This window comes from Micromonospora sp. NPDC048905, assembly GCF_040649655.1.
GTDB lineage: Bacteria > Actinomycetota > Actinomycetes > Mycobacteriales > Micromonosporaceae > Micromonospora.
This window is the reverse complement of the sequence record NZ_JBEZFV010000004.1, coordinates 1-19,826: the sequence shown is the minus strand read 5'-3', so window position 1 is coordinate 19,826 and position 19,826 is coordinate 1. Positions and strand designations below refer to the sequence as shown.

At 71.6% G+C, this 19,826-nt stretch carries 15 protein-coding genes; 10 read left to right on the top strand and 5 right to left on the bottom strand.

Features of this window, described 5'->3' with window-relative positions:
- Positions 1-186 precede the first annotated feature (186 nt).
- From AB0C01_RS11580 to AB0C01_RS11555, 6 genes are all read left to right on the top strand, one after another.
- Positions 187-954, top strand: coding sequence for an SDR family oxidoreductase (locus AB0C01_RS11580; protein ID WP_357570973.1), 768 nt, complete (start codon positions 187-189; stop codon positions 952-954).
- Between the two features lie 94 nt (positions 955-1,048).
- The gene (locus tag AB0C01_RS11575) at positions 1,049-1,660 is read left to right on the top strand and encodes a TetR/AcrR family transcriptional regulator (RefSeq protein WP_357250294.1); all 612 of its coding nucleotides are present in this window, start codon (positions 1,049-1,051) and stop codon (positions 1,658-1,660) included.
- Between the two features lie 63 nt (positions 1,661-1,723).
- On the top strand, positions 1,724-4,510 hold the full coding sequence (locus AB0C01_RS11570; RefSeq protein WP_357570972.1) for an AAA family ATPase: 2,787 nt from the start codon (positions 1,724-1,726) through the stop codon (positions 4,508-4,510).
- Positions 4,511-4,560: 50 nt separating this feature from the next.
- Positions 4,561-5,709: an acyl-CoA dehydrogenase family protein gene (locus tag AB0C01_RS11565; protein WP_357249727.1), complete on the top strand. Its 1,149-nt coding sequence runs from the start codon at positions 4,561-4,563 to the stop codon at positions 5,707-5,709.
- Between the two features lie 17 nt (positions 5,710-5,726).
- Complete coding sequence (locus tag AB0C01_RS11560) at positions 5,727-6,188, top strand: MaoC family dehydratase (RefSeq protein WP_357249724.1); 462 nt, start codon at positions 5,727-5,729, stop codon at positions 6,186-6,188.
- Between the two features lie 355 nt (positions 6,189-6,543).
- Positions 6,544-7,974 carry an endo-1,4-beta-xylanase gene (locus AB0C01_RS11555; RefSeq protein ID WP_357570971.1) on the top strand — a complete coding sequence of 477 codons (1,431 nt, stop codon included), beginning with the start codon at positions 6,544-6,546 and terminating at the stop codon, positions 7,972-7,974.
- A gap of 86 nt (positions 7,975-8,060) precedes the next feature.
- Here the strand turns inward: AB0C01_RS11555 and AB0C01_RS11550 are convergent, their stop codons facing one another.
- From AB0C01_RS11550 to AB0C01_RS11530, 5 genes are all read right to left on the bottom strand, one after another.
- Positions 8,061-9,281: a sigma-70 family RNA polymerase sigma factor gene (locus tag AB0C01_RS11550; RefSeq protein WP_357570970.1), complete on the bottom strand. Its 1,221-nt coding sequence runs from the start codon at positions 9,279-9,281 to the stop codon at positions 8,061-8,063.
- Complete coding sequence (locus tag AB0C01_RS11545; RefSeq protein ID WP_357570969.1) at positions 9,281-9,694, bottom strand: YciI family protein; 414 nt, start codon at positions 9,692-9,694, stop codon at positions 9,281-9,283. The genes AB0C01_RS11550 and AB0C01_RS11545 overlap by 1 nt, the downstream gene beginning before the upstream one ends.
- Positions 9,695-9,837: 143 nt before the next feature.
- On the bottom strand, positions 9,838-11,022 hold the full coding sequence (locus tag AB0C01_RS11540) for a cellulose binding domain-containing protein (protein ID WP_357570968.1): 1,185 nt from the start codon (positions 11,020-11,022) through the stop codon (positions 9,838-9,840).
- Positions 11,023-11,281: 259 nt separating this feature from the next.
- Positions 11,282-12,307 (bottom strand): acetylxylan esterase, encoded by a 1,026-nt coding sequence (locus AB0C01_RS11535; RefSeq protein WP_357570967.1) that lies wholly within the window; start codon positions 12,305-12,307, stop codon positions 11,282-11,284.
- Between the two features lie 21 nt (positions 12,308-12,328).
- On the bottom strand, positions 12,329-13,366 hold the full coding sequence (locus AB0C01_RS11530; RefSeq protein ID WP_357253431.1) for a LacI family DNA-binding transcriptional regulator: 1,038 nt from the start codon (positions 13,364-13,366) through the stop codon (positions 12,329-12,331).
- 256 nt (positions 13,367-13,622) lie between these two features.
- Here AB0C01_RS11530 and AB0C01_RS11525 point away from each other — a divergent pair, with 256 nt between their 5' ends.
- The 4 genes from AB0C01_RS11525 to AB0C01_RS11510 are packed head-to-tail and all read left to right on the top strand — an operon-like array spanning position 13,623 to position 19,598.
- Complete coding sequence (locus AB0C01_RS11525) at positions 13,623-15,998, top strand: glycoside hydrolase family 3 N-terminal domain-containing protein (RefSeq protein ID WP_357570966.1); 2,376 nt, start codon at positions 13,623-13,625, stop codon at positions 15,996-15,998.
- 12 nt (positions 15,999-16,010) lie between these two features.
- Positions 16,011-17,000 (top strand): ABC transporter permease subunit, encoded by a 990-nt coding sequence (locus AB0C01_RS11520; protein ID WP_357570965.1) that lies wholly within the window; start codon positions 16,011-16,013, stop codon positions 16,998-17,000.
- The gene (locus AB0C01_RS11515; RefSeq protein WP_357570964.1) at positions 16,997-17,905 is read left to right on the top strand and encodes a carbohydrate ABC transporter permease; all 909 of its coding nucleotides are present in this window, start codon (positions 16,997-16,999) and stop codon (positions 17,903-17,905) included. Before AB0C01_RS11520 ends, AB0C01_RS11515 begins: the two co-directional genes overlap by 4 nt.
- A 55-nt stretch (positions 17,906-17,960) precedes the next feature.
- On the top strand, positions 17,961-19,598 hold the full coding sequence (locus AB0C01_RS11510) for an extracellular solute-binding protein (protein WP_357570963.1): 1,638 nt from the start codon (positions 17,961-17,963) through the stop codon (positions 19,596-19,598).
- Positions 19,599-19,826 lie beyond the last annotated feature (228 nt).

The following is a 19,826-nucleotide window of genomic DNA, read 5'->3' as shown; positions in this document are numbered from 1 at the left end:
CTCCGGCGGCTCCGCATAAAACTCGCCCCGCTCTACCCCCTCACTGCGACTCTTCGGGAAATGGTCGGCCTCATTCGCCGCACGCCCGCACCGCCCCCCCCCCCCCGGCCGGACGGCTGCGCGCCCCCCGGCGGTGTTCCCGGAAGACGTTGACCGACACCGATCGCCGCTCCTACTATCTGCACTGTGAATGCATATTCGGGCCGGCTTGCGGGCCGCGTCGCCATCGTCACCGGCGCCAGTCGCGGGATCGGCCTGGCCATCGCCGAACGCCTCGTCGCCGAGGGTGCCCGGGTCGGCGTCACCGCCCGACACCCCGAGGCGCTGGCCGAGGCGGTCACCGCCCTCGGTGGGCCGGAGTACGCCCTGGCGGTGCCGGGCCGCGCCGACGACCCCGCGCATCGAGCCGCCGCCGTGCGTCAGGTCGGCGCGACGTTCGGGCCGGTGGATCTCCTGGTCAACAACACGGGCATCAACCCGGTGCACGGTCCGCTGCTCGGGCTGGACCCGGCCGCCGCCCGCAAGATCCTCGACGTCAACCTGGTCGCCACGCTCGGCTGGGTGCAGGAGGTCTGCGCCGCGGGCATGACCGAGCGCGGCGGCTGCGTCGTCAACGTCTCGTCGATCGCCGGTCTCGCGCCGTCGCCCGGCATCGCCTTCTACGGCGTCAGCAAGGCCGCGCTCAACCACCTCACCGCCAGCCTCGCGGTGGAGCTGGGGCCGGCGGTCCGGGTCAACGCGGTCGCCCCCGGCGTGGTGAAGACCCGCTTCGCCGCCGCGCTCTACCGGGGGCGGGAGGAGGAGGTCGCGGCACACTACCCGCTCGGACGCCTCGGGCTGCCGCCGGACGTGGCGGGCGCGGTCGCCTTCCTGGCCTCCGACGACGCTGCCTGGATCACCGGGCAGACAGTCGTCTGTGACGGTGGCGTCTCGCTGACGGGCCGAGCCGGATGAGCAGGCCAGCGGTCGGCCCGGAGTCGCTGATCTCCGCCTGTCTAGACTCGTCGGTGCGTCGGGAGGCGCCGTGGCGGTGAAGGGGCGGGGGCGGATGGACGGGGTCGAGGTCGCGAGTCGGGTCGACGGGCGTACCGCCCGGGCCGAGCGCACCCGCGCGGCCATCGTCGAGGCTCACCTCGCGCTCATCGGCGAGGGGGACCTGCGCCCGACCGGGGAACGCATCGCCGATCGGGCCGGCATCTCGCTGCGGACGCTCTGGACCAACTTCAAGGACATGGAGACGCTCTTCGAGGCCAGCGGCGCGGAGGTGCTCCGGCAGCAGGACGCCGCGCATCGGCCGATCTCTCCCGGGCTGCCGCTCGCGAAGCGGGTCGACGCGTACTGCCGGCAGCGGGCCCGGTTGCTCCAGCTCATCGCGCCGTCGGCGCGGGCCGCCCAGATGCGCGAGCCGGTCTCCGAGCAGCTGCACCGCAACCGCCTCAAGCACATCGAACGGGTCCGCGACGAGGTCGCCGAGCTCTTCGCCGTCGAGCTGGCCGCGGCCGGGCCGGGGCGGGAGCAGTTGCTCAACGCCCTGGTGGCGGCGAGCACGTGGCAGGCCTGGTCGATGCTGCGTTACGGGCTCGGGCTGGGCGTGGACTCGGCCCGCGCCGTGATGGCCCGGACGGTGGGCGCGCTGCTGGCCGAGGTCGCGGCCGACTGATTCCGGCTCGGCCCGATTTCGCCTCCTCTTTCCATTCGGTTACCGATGAGTGACACTTCATGCATGGTTACTGCATCGAGAGTGCAACTAACCGTGCTGCGTGGCCGGGACGACGAATGCCGCGCCGTCCGGTGCCTGCTCGACGGCGTGACCAACGGTGGCGGTGCCCTGCTGCTGCACGGTGAACCGGGTTCGGGCCGCACCGCGCTGCTCGGCCACGCCCACTGCCACGCCGAGGGCGTCACCGTCCTCGCCGCGAGCGGACTGGCCGAGGAGGCCGCGCTGCCGTACGCGGGTCTGCAACGACTGCTCGACCCGGTGCTGCACCACGCCGCGGCCCTGCCAACGCCGCAGCGCGACCTGCTCCGGCGGGCACTGGGTGGGGACGGTTGCCCAGCCCATCGCCGGCTGGCCCTCTCGATGGCCGTGCTCGGGATCCTCGCCGACGGGGCACGGGACCGCCCGTTGCTCGTCACCATGGACGACGTGGATCGGGGCGACCCGCTGACCGGGCAGGTGCTGGCCGTCGTGGCCCGCCGGCTGCGGCACCTACCGATCGTCGTCCTGCTCACCGCGGACGTCGGGGTCACGATCGACGGGATACCGGCGCACCGCCTCCGGCCGCTCGACGCGCGCAGCAGCGTCGCCGTCCTCACCGACCGGCTACCCGAGCGGCCCGCCGCGTCGGTGGTGACCGCCCTGGCCGCGATCGGCGGCGGCAACCCGCAGGCCCTGGTGGACCTCGCCGAGGTGCTCAGCCCGGCCCAGTGGCGGGGCGAGGAGCCGCTACCCGCCGCGCCGCCGGAGGACGGCGCGCTGGGCCGCGCGTACCGGGCGCGGCTGGACCGGTTGCCGCCGGACACAAGGCGGATGCTGCTGCTCGCCGCGCTCGACCAGGACGGTACGCCGGGCACGCTGATCCGGGCCGCCGGAGCCGCCGGCACCGAGGTCGAGGCCCTCGCCCCGGCGGAGGTCGCCGGCCTGGTCCGCGTCGAGCCGCAGGGCGTCACCTTCCCCCAACCGTTGGTTCGCACGATGATCGTGGCCAGCGCGCCGCTCGCCGAGCGCCGGGCCGCACACCGGCTGTTGGCCGGGGTGCTGAGCGACGACGGGCAGCGGCTGCGCCGGGCGATGCACCTGGCCGCCGCCACGGCAGGCACCGATCCGGCCCTGGCCGCGGAGTTGGAGGAGGCGGCCTCGGGCGGCGCCGGTGGCTGGGCCGTTGCCGCGGAGGCGCTGCGCTGGGCCGCCGACCTCAGCGACAATCCGACCCAGACGGCCGTCCGGCTGCTGGGCGCCGCCCAGTACGCCTGGGCCGGCGGGCGACCCGAGGTGGCCCGGCTGCTGCTCGACCGCCTGCGTGCGGTCGCCCCGGACCCGACCCTGCGGGGCCGCGCCGACCTGCTGCGCGGCGAGTTGGAGCTGCGGTGCGGCACGGCGTCGGATGCCTCGGCCCGACTGCTGGACGCGGCCGGAGCGGTCGCCGACAGCGACCGGTTCCTGGCGATGTCCGGGCTGGTACGAGCCGGCGAGTCCGTCTGCTTCGCCGGCGACCAGTACCGGTACGCCGAGGTCGGTCGGCGGGCGCTGGCCCTACGGCGGCCGACCGACCCGCCGGCGATGGAGCTGATGGGCAGCCTGGTCACCGGGGTGGCGGCGACCCTGCGGGGCGACCACGAACGGGCCGGCCCGACGCTACGCCGCGCCGTCGTGCTGGGTGCCCGGTTGAACGGGTCGGCGATGACCCCCACCGCGCTCACCTGTGCGGCGGCGGCCGGCCTGGTGGTCGCCGTGGACGGCGCGGCGCACCGGCTCGCCGAGCGCGCGGTCGCGCTGGCCCGCGATCGGGGTGAGTTGTCCATGCTGCCGCGAGCGCTGGAGCTGCGGGCGATCGCCGAGTACTGGCAGGGCCGGCACGAGGCGGCTGCGGAGACCTCCCGCGACGGGCTGCGGGTCGCTCGCGCCACGGGTCAGGTCAACTGCGCCAACGTCCACCTGGGCATGCTCGCGGTGCTCGCCGCGATCCGGTCCGACCGCGACACCAGCCTGCGGCAGATCCGCGAGATCGGCGAGTCGCCGACGCCGGGCAGCCGTCCACACGCGCTCGCCGGCTGGGCGCTGGCGGTGCTCGACCTCATCGACGGGCGGCACGCCGAGGCCGCGGACCGGCTGGCGTCGCTGGCTCGGCTCGGCACCGGTCGAGGCCAGGTCCTGGTGCAGGTGATGGCGACGCCGTACCTGGTGGAGGCGGCGGCGCACCTCGCACACCGACCGGCGGCCGCGGCCGCGCTCACCGTGTTCGACAGATGGGCCAGCAGCACGGCGAGCCCGCTGCGCCGGGCACTGTCCGCCCGGTGTCACGCGCTGCTCGCCCCCCGGGGCAGCGCCGAGGCGGAACGCAATTTCCAGGCGGCGCTACGGCTGCACCCGACGGAGGCCGGCACGTTCGAGCTGGCCCGCACCGAGCTGCTCTTCGGCCAGGAACTGCGGCGCAGCCGACGCCCACGTGACGCGCGTACGCACCTGCACCGGGCCCGGGAGACGTTCAACCTGCTCGGGGTGGCGTGCTGGGCCGAGCGGGCCACCTCGGAGCTGCGGGCCGCCGGGGAGTCGGTCGGGCCGCCGGACCTGCCGGCGGCGCGGCTGCTGACCGGCCAGCAACTGCGGATCGCGGAGCTGGTCGCGGAGGGTGCCACCAACCGCGAGATCGCGGCCCAGATGTTCCTCTCGATCCGCACGGTCGACCATCACCTGCGCAATGTGTTCCACCGCCTCGGTATTCGCTCGCGGACCGAGTTGGCCCGCGCGTTCGCGGGCGAGCGGCACGCCGGGCTGGCCTCCGACCGGTGACCCGGGGTCCGCTCTGGACGGCATAAACTATCACCGCTAGTTTAAAGGCCATGGACCTCACCCTCTCCGCCGAGCAGGCCGCGGTCCGCCAGCTGGCCGCCGAGTTCGCCGACCGTGAGCTGGTGCCGCACGCCGCCGTCTGGGACCGGCGCGAGTCGGTCGACCCCGCCATCGTCGGCATGCTCGGCGACCTGGGCTTCCTGGGGCTGACCATCGCCGAGGCCGACGGCGGTTCCGGCGGCGACCACCTCGCGTACTGCCTGGTCCTGGAGGAGCTGGGCCGGGGCGACTCGGCGGTGCGCGGCATCGTCTCGGTCTCCCTCGGCCTGGTCGCGAAGTCGATCGCCGGCCACGGCACGGCCGAGCAGCGGGCCGAGTGGCTGCCCCGGCTCTGCGCCGGCACCGCGCTTGGCTGTTTCGCGCTGACCGAGCCGGACAGCGGCTCGGACGCCGCCGCGCTGCGCACCCGCGCGGTCCGTGCCGGCACCGACTGGCTGCTCACCGGCACGAAGACGTTCATCACCAACGGCACCACCGCCGACGTCGCGCTGGTCTTCGCCCGCACCGGCGGCCCCGGGCACCGCGGCATCAGCGCGTTCCTGGTGCCCACCGACAGTCCGGGGCTGACCCGACGGGAGATCCACGGCAAGCTGGGACTGCGCGGCCAGGCCACCGGGGAGTTGAGCCTCGACGGGGTACGCGTGCCCGACGCCGCCCGCCTCGGCGGCGAGGGCGCCGGGTTCCGGCTGGCCCTCGCGACCCTCGCCAAGGGCCGGATGTCGGTGGCCGCCGGGTGCGTCGGCATCGCCCAGGGCTGCCTCGACGCGGCGGTCGGCTACGCCGGGCAGCGCACCCAGTTCGGCAAGCCCATCGCGGGGCACCAGCTCGTCCAACAACTGCTCACCGCCATCGCCGTGGACACCGCCGCCGCCCGGCTGCTGGTGTGGCAGGTGGCCGACCTGATCGACCGGGACCAGCCGTTCGCCACCGAGGCGTCGATGGCCAAGCTCTTCGCCAGCGAGGCCGCCGTCCGCGCGGCCAACAACGCGGTCCAGGTCTTCGGCGGGTACGGCTACATCGACGAATACCCGGTCGGCAAGTACCTGCGTGACGCCCGGGTCGCCACCCTCTACGAGGGCACCAGCCAGATCCAGCAACTCCTCATCGGACGCGCGCTCACCGGCGTCAACGCCTTCTAGTCTCCGGGAGACCTGACATGCGAGTCTTCAGCTCGGTCGAGGAACTGGCCACCGCGGTCGGCGAGACCCTCGGACCCGGTCCGTGGGAGCGGATCGAGCAGAGCCGGGTCGACCTCTTCGCCGACGCCACCGACGACCACCAGTGGATCCACCTCGACCCGGTCCGGGCCGCTTCGGGCCCGTTCGGCGGGACCGTCGCCCACGGGTACCTGACGCTGTCGCTGCTGCCGGCGCTGGCCGGCCGGCTCTACCGGGTGGAGGGGGTGGCGATGGGGGTCAACTACGGGCTGAACCGGGTCCGCTTTCCCGCCCCGGTGCGGGTCGGCGCCGCCGTCCGGGCCGCTGTCACGTTCGCCGAGGTGTCGGCGGTGACCGGCGGCGTGCAGGTGGTCGCGACGGTCACCGTGGAGAGCGACAGCGGCGGCAAGCCCGTCTGTGTGGCCGAGACCGTCAGCCGGCTCTACCACGCGACGAGGTGATGATGGTCGCCGGCTGCGCCCACCGCCTCAGCCAGGTGCGGAATTCCTCGTCCAGGTCGTCGTTGCGGCGGCTCTGCCTTGCGGAGAAGTTCCGGAACTTGTGGCCCACCCGTCTCCGCCGCGCTGTCCCGCCCGTCGGCTCCCCACCTCTCGCTCCCGCCAACTAGACGCCCACCAGGGCAGCTGTCTGGTCGGCAGCTGCACGGCGCCCTGCGGGTCTCGTAAAACTTCCGGAAATTGTTGCTCGTCGATCAGCGGCGCTGACATACTCCACATCCATCGGAGTCGATGACCACCACCACCCACCGGGGTGCCGTGTCAGTCACCCCAGCCCGGGTTCACCGGAAGGAAAGACATGACCGAAAGGTGCCACGGGGACACCCGCCCACGAGCGCGTACGGCTATCGTCCTCGCCGCCGCGGCTCTGCTCGCCGCGACAGGTGCAGCGTTCCTGCCGAGCACGGCGAGCGCCGGAACCACCCTGGGCGCGTCCGCCGCCGAGAAGGGTCGCTATTTTGGCACGGCGGTGGCCGCGAGCCGGTTGAGCGACAACGCGTACACCACGATCTTGAACCGTGAGTTCAACATGGTCACGGCCGAGAACGAGATGAAGATGAACGCCACCGAGCCGCAGCAGGGTCGGTTCAGCTACACCGCGGCGGAGCAGATCGTCAACCACGCGCGAAGCCGCGGCATGAGCGTGCGGGGTCACACCCTCGCGTGGCACTCGCAGCAGCCCGGCTGGATGGAGAGCATGAGTGGCAGCGCGCTGCGGCAGGCGATGCTCAACCACGTGACGCAGGTGGCCACGCACTTCCGTGGTCAGGTGGTTGCGTGGGACGTGGTGAACGAGGCGTTCGCCGACGGCAGCTCCGGGGGCCGTCGCGACTCGAACCTGCAGCGCACGGGCAACGACTGGATCGAGGCGGCGTTCCGGGCGGCGGACGCCGCGGATCCGAACGCGAAGCTCTGCTACAACGACTACAACACCGACAACTGGACGCACGCCAAGACCCAGGGCGTCTACAACATGGTGCGCGACTTCAAGGCCCGTGGCGTGCCGATCGACTGCGTCGGCTTCCAGTCGCACTTCAACAACAACTCGCCGTACGTGAGCAACTACCGCACCACGTTGTCGAGCTTCGCGGCGCTGGGCGTGGACGTGCAGATCACCGAGCTGGACATCCAGGGAGCTCCGGCGAACACCTACCGCAGCGTGGTGGAGGACTGCATGGCCGTGCCCCGCTGCAACGGGATCACGGTCTGGGGCATCCGCGACAGCGACTCGTGGCTGGCCTCGCAGACGCCGCTGCTGTTCAACAGCAACGGCTCCAAGAAGCCGGCGCACGACGCCGTCCTCGCCGCGCTGAACAACGGCGCCGCGGTCCCGACGACGGCCCCGCCGACGAGCGCCCCGCCGACCTCCACTCCGCCCACCTCCGCGCCGCCGACCTCCACTCCGCCGACCTCCGCGCCGCCGACCACCGCGCCGCCCACCACGCCTCCGCCCGGCGGCGGTTGCACCGCGACGCTGCAGGACAGCACCCGGTGGGGCGACCGGTTCAACAGTCAGGTGACCGTCAGCGGGGCGAGCAACTGGAGCGTCGTGGTGGCCGTCACTCCGCCACAGAAGGTGTCCGCCACCTGGAACGGCAGCCCCACCTGGGACAGCAGCGGAAACGTCATGACGATGCGGTCGAACGGCAGCGGCAACGTCTTCGGCTTCACCACGATGGCCAACGGCAACTGGACACGTCCGCAGGTGCTTTCCTGCACCGCCTCCTGAGCACCACCGCACGCTGACGGGGCGGCGACGGGTTTCCGTCGCCGCCCCGTCCTCTGTGACCAGATCGGATCCACGGCTGGCCGACCTCAGCTCAGCGCAGCCGCCTTGCGTAGGAGCACCGAGCGCTCACGCTGGTTGGCGCACAGTCGGGCGGCCAGCTCCAGCTCGGCGCGCGCCTCCGGTCGCCGGCCGAGGCGGGTCAGTAGCTCACCGCGTACGGTCGGGACCAGGTGCGAGCCGGGGAGCCGGTTCGCGCCGATCAGCTCGTCCACGATGGCCAGGGCTGGTGCGGGACCCGAGGCCATGGCCACGGCGACGGCCCGGTTGAGCTCGACCACCGCAGAGGGCGCGGCCCGGCCGAGTGCCTCGTAGAGCACCACGATCCGGTCCCAGTCGGTCTCCTCGACCGAGGGCGCCGCCGCGTGGGTGGCGGCGATCGCGGCCTGCAGGCCGTACGGGCCGCGTGTCGACGCCCGGGCCAGCGCGGCCAGCCCGCGGCGGATCGCCGTACGGTCCCACAACCGGCGGTCCTGATCGGCGAGCAGCACCGGCGCGCCATCCGGACCGGTTCGGGCCGGAAAGCGCGCGGCCGTCAGCTCGCACAACGCGAGGAGGCCGTGCACCTCCGGTTCGTCCGGTTGCAGCGCCGCGAGCGTACGGGTCAGCCGGATCGCCTCGGACGCGACGTCGGGGCGCAACAGCCGGTCGCCCGACGTGGCCGTCGACCCTTCGGTGAAGATCACGTAGAGGACGCTGAGCACACCGTCCAGGCGTTCCCGGCGCTCGGCGGCCGGCGGCAGCTCGAACGGCACCCCGGCCGCCGCGATCGTCTTCTTGGCCCGGGTGATGCGGGCCTGCACGGTCGGCACGGGTACCAGGAGCGCCCGGGCGACCTCCTCGCTGGTCAGCCCGCCGACCACGCGCAGGGTCAGCGCCACCCGGGCCGCCGGGGAGAGGACCGGGTGGCAGCTGACGAACATCAACGCCAGGACGTCGTCGTCGATCCGGTCGGGATCGACGTCCTCGTCGACAGGTGGGTCGACGGCCGGGTCGGCCGCCAGCAGGGCGTACCGGTCCTGGAGGGCGACGCGGCGGCGGATCGCGTCGATCGCCCGCCGCCGGGCCGTGGCCATCAGCCAGCCGGCTGGGTTGGCAGGTGAGGCGCGCGGCCACGACACCAGCGCCTCGGCCACCGCCTCCTGGGCGGCGTCCTCGGCCAGCCCGAAATCGCCGGTGAACCGGGTCAGCGCGGCGACGATCCGGGCCGACTCGACCCGCCAGACGGCCTCGACGTCGGCCGTACCCATCAGATCTGGCCGTTGCTCTCGCTGCCGTGCGGGACCTCGTCGGGCTCGGCCACCCGCCGGACCTCGATCTTGGACCCGCGGCCCGCCGGGAACCGCTTGGCCCACTCGACCGCCGGGAACCGTTTGGCCCACTCGACCGCCTCCTGTTGGGTGGCGACATCGAGCAGGAAGTAGCCGCCGAACAGTTCCCTGGTCTCGCCGTACGGCCCGTCGGTGACCACCGGGGCCTCGCCGCTGAAGTCGACCACGACGCCCCGGCCCGGATCGTCCAGCCCTTCGGCCGCGACGAGAACACCGGCCTCCATCATCTCCTCGATGAACCGGCCGGTCGCGGCCATCGCCTCGTCGATGTTGGCCATCATGGCCGCGTTCGTCTCGTCGGTGCCCCGCATGATGAGCATGTACTTCGACATCGCGTTCTCCTCGTCCGGCGGTGCCGCCTCCCGGCCCGCGCACCTCCATGTCGAACGAGCGGCGCGCGGATCGACACGGCGCCTCAATGATCTCTTGCCGCGGGCGGTGCCGGGCCGTGCGGCCCGGCACCGCGACAGCATGGTCAGGCGAGGGTGCAGGCGGTGCCGTTGAGGGTGAACGCGGACGGCTTGCCCGCGTTCCCGGTGTGGGTGGCCTGGAACCCGATGTCGACCGAGGTGCCCGGCGCGATCGCCGCGTTGTAGGAGACGTTACGCGCGGTCACCGCTCCGCTCGACGGGGAGAAGTTGGCGTTCCAGCCACCGGTGATGGTCTGCCCGCCCGGCAACGTGAACGTCAACGCCCACCCGTTGACCGGGGCGCTGCTGGTGTTGGTCACCGAGACGGACGCGGTGAGTCCGTTGCCCCAGGCGTTGACCGTGTACGTGACGCGGCACGCGCCGGACGGGGGCGGGGTGGTCGGTGGCGGCGTGGTGGGCGGCGCCGTCGTGGGTGGCGCCGTCGTGGGTGGCGCGGTGGTCGGTGGCGCGGTGGTCGGTGGCGTGTCGCCGCCGATGCTGCCGGGCACCGACCGGAGCGCGTCGTACCAGGCCACGGCCATCTTGCGATAGCCGGTGGCGTTGGGGTGCACCCCGTCGGCCAGGTCGCTGAGCGTCAGGGCGCGGTACATGTCGACCAGGTGGACGCGCTTGCCGGCGGCGGCCCGGGCCTGCACGATCCCCGGGATCGCCGCGTTGTACCCCCGGACCACGTTGTCCGCGCCCGACTTCGGGATGATCGTCGCGACAAACACGTCCGCGTTCGGGGCGGTGTTGGTGATCCGGTCGACGAGGGTGGCCAGCCGGCCCGGCGCGCCGGACGTGTCGCCGTACATGTCGTTGGTGCCGATGTGCAGCAGCACGGTCCGGGGGTTCGTGGCCCGTAACCAGTTGACGACGTTCGCGTCGATCTGGGCGATGGTCCACCCGGAGTGGCCCTGGTGGTCGTGGTCGCCGAGGCTGGCGGGACCGTTGAACTGGGAGCCGACGAAGTCGATCCGGTAACCACCGGCCGTGAACCGCTGCCAGAGTTCGATCCGGTATCCACCCGCGACGTTGAACCCGTCGGTGATCGAGTCGCCGAGGGGCATCACGCGGACGCCGCCGTTGGATTCCGCGTTCGCCGGGGCGGTCGCGATCGGTACGGCCGCGGCCACCGCCGCGACGGCGGCCAGGGCCGCCCACCACAGGCGGGCTCGTCCGGGCCTCGACGTCGGCGCGGTGGCGATGGGCGGCGGAGGGACGGGGTGGCCGAGCGTTGGACTGCTCATGGGACTTCCTCTGGTGGTGAGGGTGCGCGACGACAGCGGCCACCGGGAGGACGGTCGCCGCCAGGACGCGGTACGCGGGGGAGCGGGCTGCGGGGAACGACCAGGAACCCGGACTTCTGCACTGGTGGTCGTGGCGCTGATGCTTGTCATCGATGGTCGGGGGTGACGGATCGATGGACGGTGGCGGAGTGTTGCCCTGCACCTCGCCTGACGCACCTTAACGTGGCATCGCCGACACCGGCAAGAGATCGGTGTCCAACTATGATTCGTGGCCCGGGAGCCGTCCGGACGGGCCGGCCGGGTGCAGCATCGAGCCGAGCCACCGCAGCTGACGCCGGACGTGCACGGCCTCGCCGCCCTCGTGACCGTTGAACGGGTAGACGTGCATCTCGCGCGCGGGCGGAACCGGCGGCCGGGCCGCCGCCGCGTACTGGTTGTAGGCGGCGAAGCCGGTGCTCGGCGGGCAGACGGTGTCCCGCAGCCCGATCCCGAAGTGCGCCGGCGCCGTGGCCCGGCGGGCGAAGCTCACCCCGTCGACGTAGGACAGGGTGCGCCACACCGCGTCCTCGGCCTCCCGGTGCACGGCCAGGTAGCGGGCGATCTCGCCGTACGGCGCCGGTTCGCTGAGCTGGACGGCCCGCCGCATGTCGCAGAGGAACGGGGCGGTGGTCAGCACCGCGCCCAGATCGGCGACCAGGCCGGCGACTGCCAGGGCCAGGCCGCCGCCCTGGCTGTTGCCGACCGCGGCGACCCGGGCGCAGTCGACCCCCGGCAGGGCGCGGACCGCCTCGACCGCCCGGACCGCGTCCGTGATCAGGCGCCGGTAGTGGTAGTCGCGCGGGTCGAGGATCCCCCAGGTGGCCGGCCAGGGGCCGCCGGGTGCGCCGTGCGGGTCGACGGTGTCCCCGGGAGCGTACTGGCCGGCCTGGCCCCGGTTGTCCATCAGCAGGTGGGCGTACCCGGCCGTGGGCCAGGTCAGTCGCTCGTGGGGCAGACCCCGACCACGGCCGTAGCCGGCGTACTCGACGACGGCGGGCAGTGGCTCGGACACCCCGGCCGGGCGGGTGTACCAGGCCCGGACCGGGTCGCCGCCGAAGCCCGCGAACGTGACGTCCCAGGAGTCCAGCAGCCGCAGGTCGGTGGGCTCTGGACGAACGTCGACGAGCACCGGTCGGGCGGACGCCTCGGTGCGGGTGTCGCGCCAGAAGTGGTCGAAGTCGTCGGGTTCGACGATGTCCGGGGCGTACCGCTGGAGGTCGTCGAGCAGGGCGGCGGCGTGGGGCACGGGTCCTCGCAGGGGCTCGGGTCAGTGCGGGCTGGCGGGGGGTGCGGTGCTCTCCCGGACGATCAACTCGGTCACCAGGTCGATCCGGCTGGTCGCCGGCTCGTTGCCCCTGGTCAGGTCGAGCAGCATCTGGGTGGCGATGCCCGCCATGTCGCGCAACGGCTGGTTGATCGTGGTGAGGGCCGGGTCGGTCCAGGTGGAGACCGGCAGGTTGTCGTACCCGATCACCGACAGGTCCTCGGGCACGCGCAGGCCGCACTGGCGGGCGGCCCGGAGCACCCCCATGGCCTGGGTGTCGGAGCCGGCGAAGATCGCCGTGGGTCGGGACGGCAGGCGGAGCAGTTCCAGCCCGTGGGCGTGCCCGGCTCCCGCGGAGAAGCTGCCGTAGCGGACCAGTTCGCGGTCGACCACGAGCCCGGCCTCCTCGTGGGCCGACTGGAAGCCGGCAGCGCGGGCTCGGCTGCAGAGCACATCGGGCGGCCCGGAGATGATGGCGATCCGCCGGTGCCCCAACTCCAGGAGGTGCCGGGCGGCCAGCAGGCCACCGTTCCAGTTGTTCGAGCCGACGGTGGGTACGGAGGCCGAGGTCGCGCTGTCGGTGTCGACGACGACGAACGGTATGCCCTGACGCCGCAGGTGCTGCTGTTGGGCCTCGGCCAGATGGGACAGGACGAACACCACGCCCAACGGACGGTCGGCGAGGATCGCGTCCAGCCATCGCGCCGGGGGGCGGTGCGCGCCGTTGAGTTGAGCCACCGACAACCCGATGCCGGCCGCGGCGGTCACCGCCTCGACACCGCGCAGGATCTCCATGGCCCATCCGGTGTCGAACTCGTGGAACACGAGATCGATGCGCCCCCCGCTGGTCGAGGGTCGCCGGGTGCGGCGCTGGTACTGGTGGCGATCGAGGCTCGCCTCCACGCGCGCTCTGGTGCCCGGGGCGACATCGCCCCGTCCGTTGAGGACCTTGGAGACCGTGGCCACCGAAACGCCGACGTCGTGGGCGATTGTCGCGATGGTGGTGGAGGCGGGTGGATCGAGCGGGCGGTGCTCTGTCATCGCAGCCCCAGGCAGCATCCGAAATTTTCGGGAGACCTTAACACGATTGGCCCAGCACGCCAGCCGATGCGACAGCGGCCCGGCCCGCTCTGCGACCGCCGGAGTCCAGTTGAGACCCTTGACACTCATCGATGGGGCACTTAGGTTGCCGAAAAGGTTGCGCAGGCTTCCGGAAAGTTTCGGATCGGTCGAACGTCCGCCACGGAACTGGTTCCACCAGGGCTCGGGGATGTGGCCGGAGCTAAGGGGTCATGGCATGAGAGGTCAGTTGCCCGTGCACAGCGACGCGGCGCCGTGGCGCGATCCGCGGCTGTCGCCGACCGAGCGGGCCGAGGCGCTCCTGCCGTTGATGACACTGGAAGAGAAGATCGCGCAACTCGTCGGCGTCTGGGTCGGCGCGGACGCCTCCGGCGAGGGCGTCGCCCCACACCAGTCCGACATGATCAGCGAACTTCCGCCGTGGAACAGCCTCATCGAGTACGGGTTGGGCCAGCTCACCCGGCCGTTCGGCACCGCGCCGGTCGACCCGGTCGTCGGCGCCCGGTCGCTCGCCGCCTCCCAGGCGCAGATCGTCGCCGCCAGCCGGTTCGGCATCCCGGCCCAGGTGCACGAGGAGTGCCTCACTGGGTTCGCGGCCTGGCGGGCCACCGTCTACCCGACCCCGCTGAGCTGGGGCGCGTCCTTCGACCCCGACCTGGTCGAGGCGATGGCCGACCGGATCGGGCGTTCCATGCGCGCCGCGGGCGTGCACCAGGGGCTCGCGCCGGTCCTCGACGTCACCCGCGACTACCGCTGGGGCCGCACCGAGGAGACGATCGGCGAAGACCCCTACCTGGTGGGGACGACAGGTGCCGCGTACGTGCGGGGCCTGGAGGGCGCCGGTGTCGTCGCCACCCTCAAGCACTTCGCCGGCTACTCCGCCTCCCGGGGCGGGCGCAACCACGCGCCCGTGTCGATGGGTCGTCGGGAGCTGACCGACGTGATCCTGCCGCCGTTCGAGATGGCCCTTCGGTTGGGCGGCGCCCGCTCGGTGATGAACTCCTACGCCGAGATCGACGGCCTGCCCGCCGCCGCCGACGAGGAACTGTTGACCCGCCTTCTCCGCGACGAGTGGGGTTTCACCGGCATCGTGGTCGCCGACTACTTCGCCGTCCGCTTCCTGGAGACCCTGCACCGAGTCGCCGCCGACGCCGCCGACGCCGCCCGGCTCGCCCTGCGGGCCGGGATCGACGTCGAGTTGCCCACCGTGGACGCCTTCGGCGCCCCACTGGTCGAGGCGGTACGCCGCGGCGACGTCGACGAAGCGCTGATCGACCGGGCGCTGCGGCGGGTGCTCATCCAGAAGATCGAGATCGGCCTGCTCGACGAGGACTGGCAGGTGCTCCCCGACGACGTGGCGAACCTGCGACTCGACGACGAGGCCAGCCAGGACGTGGCCGTCCGCCTGGCCCGGGAATCCGTCGTGCTGCTGCGCAACAGCGGTGTCCTCCCGCTGGCCGTCGGGAGCCGGGTCGCCCTGATCGGCCCGGTCGCCGACGACCCGATGGCCATGCTGGGCTGCTACTCGTTCCCCAACCACGTGGGCATCCACCACGGTGACCACGGGCTCGGCCTGGAGATCCCCTCGCTGCGCGACGAGCTGGCCCGACGCGTCCCCCTGCTCAGCCACGAGCCGGGCTGCGCCATCACCGGCGAGGACACCTCTGGCATTCCGGCCGCGGTCGCCGCGGCAGCCGCCGCCGACGTGTGCGTGCTCGCCGTCGGCGACCGGGCGGGAATGTTCGGCCGGGGCACCTCCGGCGAGGGCTGCGACGCCGTCGATCTGCGGCTGCCCGGCGTCCAGGCCGACCTCGTCCGGGCCGTCCTGGCCACCGGCACCCCGGTCGTCCTGGTGCTGATGACCGGTCGCCCCTACGCGCTCGGCCCGGAGGTCGACACCGCTGCGGCCGTGGTGCAGGCGTTCTTCCTCGGGCAACTCGGCGGGCAGGCGCTCGCCGAGGTGCTCACCGGCGCGGTGAACCCGTCCGGACGGTTGCCGGTCAGCGTCCCCCGCGACGCCGGTGGCCTGCCGGGCACCTACCTGGCGCCGCCGCTCGGTCGCCGCACCCAGGTCTCCTCGGTCGACCCCACCCCGGCGTACCCGTTCGGCCACGGGCTGAGCTACACCACCTTCGAGTGGACCGACGCCACAGTGGTCGGTGCGGCCGACGAGTCGCCGGACACGCCGGCGACCTGGCCGATCGACGGCGAGGCGCGGGTGCGCGTCACCGTCACCAATACCGGTGACCGGGCCGGCACCGAGGTGGTGCAGCTCTACCTGCACGACCCGGTCGCGCAGACCACCCGCCCGGTGGTCCGGCTGGTCGGCTACACCCGACTGCCGCTGGAACCCGGCGAGGCGGCCCACGTGACGTTCCGCGTACCCGCCGACCTGGCCTCGTTCTGCGGCCTGTCCGGCCGGCGGATCGTCGAGCCCGGCGACGTGGAGCTGCGCTTCGGCCGGTCGAGCGGCGACGTGGCGGCCACCCTGCCGCTGCGGCTGACCGGCGTCGAGCGCCAGGTCGGCCACCAGCGGGACCTGCTCACGTCGGTGCGGGTGGAGCCCCTCGTGGCCGTCCCGCATCCCGCCTAGGAGGGGCCGAGGATGACATCGACCTTACGGCCACCGCCGCCGGCGCCACCCCGGTCGCCGGCGGAGGCGGCCAGCCCCGCCCCGCGGGCGCCGCGCCGTCGCCGGAGCTGGCGCCAGGCGCTTCGCCGGGACTGGCAGCTCTACTCGTTGGCCATCCTGCCGCTGCTGTTCTTCCTGATCTTCCGGTACCTACCGATGCTCGGGAACATCATCGCGTTCCGTCGGTTCAAGCCGGGCGGCAGCATCTTCGGTGAGTACTGGGTCGGCCTGCGGTACTTCCGGATGTTCCTGAGCGACCCGACGTTCTGGGAGGTCTTCACCAACACGCTGGTGCTCGGGACGCTGACCCTGCTGTTCTGCTTCCCGCTGCCGATCGTGCTGGCACTGATGCTCAACGAGGTGCGCGCCCGCCGGTTCAAGCGGTTCGTGCAGTCGGTGTCCTACCTGCCGCACTTCCTGTCGATCGTGATCGTGGCGGCGATGGTCATGCAACTGACCTCGGTCGGTGGCGCGGCCAACCAGCTCGTCGGCCTGTTCGGCGGGGAGCCGGTGGCCTTCCTGCAGAAACCGGAGTGGTTCCGCACCATCTACGTCTCGTCCGAGGTCTGGCAGACCGTCGGTTGGGGGACGATCCTCTACCTCGCCGCGCTCACCACGGTCGACGAGGACCTGTACGAGGCGGCCCGGATCGACGGCGCGAGCCGGTGGCGGCAGACCTGGCACGTGACGTTGCCGGGGATCCGGCCGACGATGATGACGCTGCTGATCCTCAACATCGGCAACTTCCTGGCGGTCGGGTTCGAGAAGATCCTGCTGCTCTACAACCCGCTGACGTACCCGACCGCGGACGTGGTCTCCACCTACCTGTTCCGGATGGGCTTCCAGTCCAGCAACTTCAGCTACGCCGCGGCCGTCGGCCTCTTCGAAGCGGTGATCGGGTTGATCCTGGTCCTGACGGCGAACCTCATCTCCCGGCGCACGGTGGGGACGAGCCTGTGGTGATCCTCGGTACGAAGAGCGACGCCCCGAAGACCCGGGGGCCGGTGGACAGTCGTGGCTACCGGATCTTCCGGATCGTCAACACGGTCGTCCTGATCGGCGTCGTGGTCGTGACGCTGTTCCCGTTCCTCAACATCGTGGCCCGCTCGCTCAGCGAAGAGGCGTACATCATCACGGGGAAGGTGAGCATCGTCCCGCGCGGGTTCGACCTGACCGCGTACAAGCTGTTGATGTCCGACGGGCTGTTCTGGACGAACTACCGCAACACCGTGGTGTACACGCTCGTCGCCACGCTCATCTCGGTCGTGCTGACCACCTGTTACGCGTACGTGCTGTCGAAGCCACAGCTCAAGGGGCGCGGCGTCCTGGTCGGCATCGCGCTGTTCACCATGTTCTTCTCCGGCGGCCTGATCCCCAACTACGTGCTGGTCACCAGCCTGGGGATGAAGAACACCATCTGGGCCGTGGTGGTGCCCAACGCCATCAGCGTGTTCAACCTGCTGGTCATGAAGGCGTTCTTCGAGAGCCTGCCGAGTGAGTTGGAGGAGGCGGCGGCCGTCGACGGGCTGAACACGTACGGCATCCTGCTGCGGATCGTGCTGCCGCTGTCGAAGGCGATCATCGCCACGATGGTGCTCTTCTATGCGGTGTCGTTCTGGAACTCGTGGTTCACCGCGTTCCTCTACATCGACCAGCAGGACCTGCTGCCGGTCACGGTCTATCTGCGCAACCTCATCGCGGGCGCCACCAGCGCCGAGTCCGCCGCCGCCGACGCCGACAAGGTCCAGGCCGCGGCCACCCTCGAGGCCGTGACGATCGTGCTGACCACTCTGCCGATCCTGGCGGTCTACCCCTTCGTCCAACGGTACTTCGTCCGCGGCGTGATGCTCGGCGCGGTCAAGGGGTGACGCCGACGCCGCACCGTTCCACCTCGAATCCCCACCACCACCGAAAGGACGAGCCATGCTCCACAAGACGTGGCGCCGGGTGGCGATAGCCACCGCGGGTCTGCTCGCGCTCACCCTCAGCACCGCCTGTTCCGAGGACCCCGGCGAGTCGACGGACCTCTCGGAGAACAAGGTCGGGGCGATGGCCAGCTACGGCGTCGGCGACCAGTTCAAGGCCACCGAGGCGCTCTCCTTCTCCACCCTCTACAACAACCACACGTTCTACCCGCTCAAGGAGGACTGGGCGTTCTGGTCGGAGCTGACCAAGCGGACCAACGTCAAGATCGAGCCGGTGGCCGTTCCGCTCAGCGACTACGAGCAGAAGCGCAGCCTGCTGATCGGCGCGGGGGACGCCCCGCTGATCATCCCGAAGACGTACCACCCGCAGGAGGACGCGTTCGTGTCGTCCGGGGCGATCCTCCCGGTGAGCGACTACCTGGATCTGATGCCCAACCTCAAGGACAAGATCGCCAAGTGGAACCTCAAGCCGGAGATCGACAACCTGCGACAGGCCGACGGTAAGTTCTACCTGCTGCCCGGCCTGCACGAGAAGCCCACGCAGGACTACACGGTGCTGGTGCGCACCGACATCATGCAGGAGCTCAACCTCCCCGTCCCGAAGACCTGGGACGACCTCTACACGGTGCTCAAGGCGATGAAGGCGAAGTACCCGAACGTCTACCCGTACTCCGACCTCTTCAGCAAGCCCAACCCGACCGGCGCCCTGCTGAACCTCCTCGGCTCGTCCCACGGCACCTACGCGGGCTGGGACTACCAGCACGCCACCTGGAACCCGGCGGAGAAGAAGTTCACCTACACCGGTTCGTCCGAGCAGTACAAGCAGATGGTCACGTTCCTGCACAAGCTCGTCGCCGAGGGTCTGCTCGACCCGGAGAGCTTCACCCAGACCGACGACCAGGCCCGCCAGAAGCTCGCCAACGGCAAGTCCTTCGTGGTCACCGGCAACGCGCAGACGCTTGTCAACAACCACCGCCCCGACCTGGCCAAGACCCTGCCGAACGCGAAGATGGCCAAGATCCCGCTGCCGATCGGCCCGGCCGGCGAGGTCAATCCGTTCCCCCGGCTGGAGAACGGCATCATGATCTCCTCGAAGGCGCGGGAGAGCAAGAACTTCGTGGCCATGATGCAGTTCATCGACTGGTTGTGGTATTCGGACGCTGGTTTGGAATTCGCCCGCTGGGGCGTCGAGGGCACCACCTTCACCAAGGACGCGTCCGGCAAGCGCACGCTCGTCCCTGACGTCAGTTTCCTGGGGCTCAACCCGAAGGCATCCAAGCACCTGCAGAAGGACTTCGGCTTCCAGAACGGCGTCTTCGCCTACGGCGGCGCGCCCGACCTGGTCCGTGGGTTCTTCTCCCCGGAGGAACTGGAGTTCCAGAAGGTGATGGACGCCCGCAAGCCGAGGGAGGTCCCCCCGCCGCGCCCGTTCACCGACGAGGAACGCGAGCAGGTGTCGCTCTGGGAGACTCCGCTGAAGGACTTCGTCACCCAGAACACGCTCAAGTTCGCCCTCGGCCAACGGCCCCTCAGCGAGTGGGACGCCTACGTGGCCGAGCTGAAGGCCAAGAACTCCGAGCAGTACATCAACGTGGTCAACAAGGCGTACGAGCGGTTCCAGAAGGACAACGGCTGATCAGCGGGGAGTCCGGGCGGGCGGTCACCAGGCCCGATCGGACTCCCCGAACACCACCGGCCCGGGGCGCGTGTGACCCGCTCACCCTCGGGCCGGACGACCAGAGGACGGCAATGCGCAGTTGCGACCGGAGGGAGTTTCAATGACCAAGTCAAGCCGTAGACGCGGTCAGCGGTGGTGTGGGTTGGAACTCGCGGCCGTCGCGCAGCAGTGCCCAGACGACGTCGA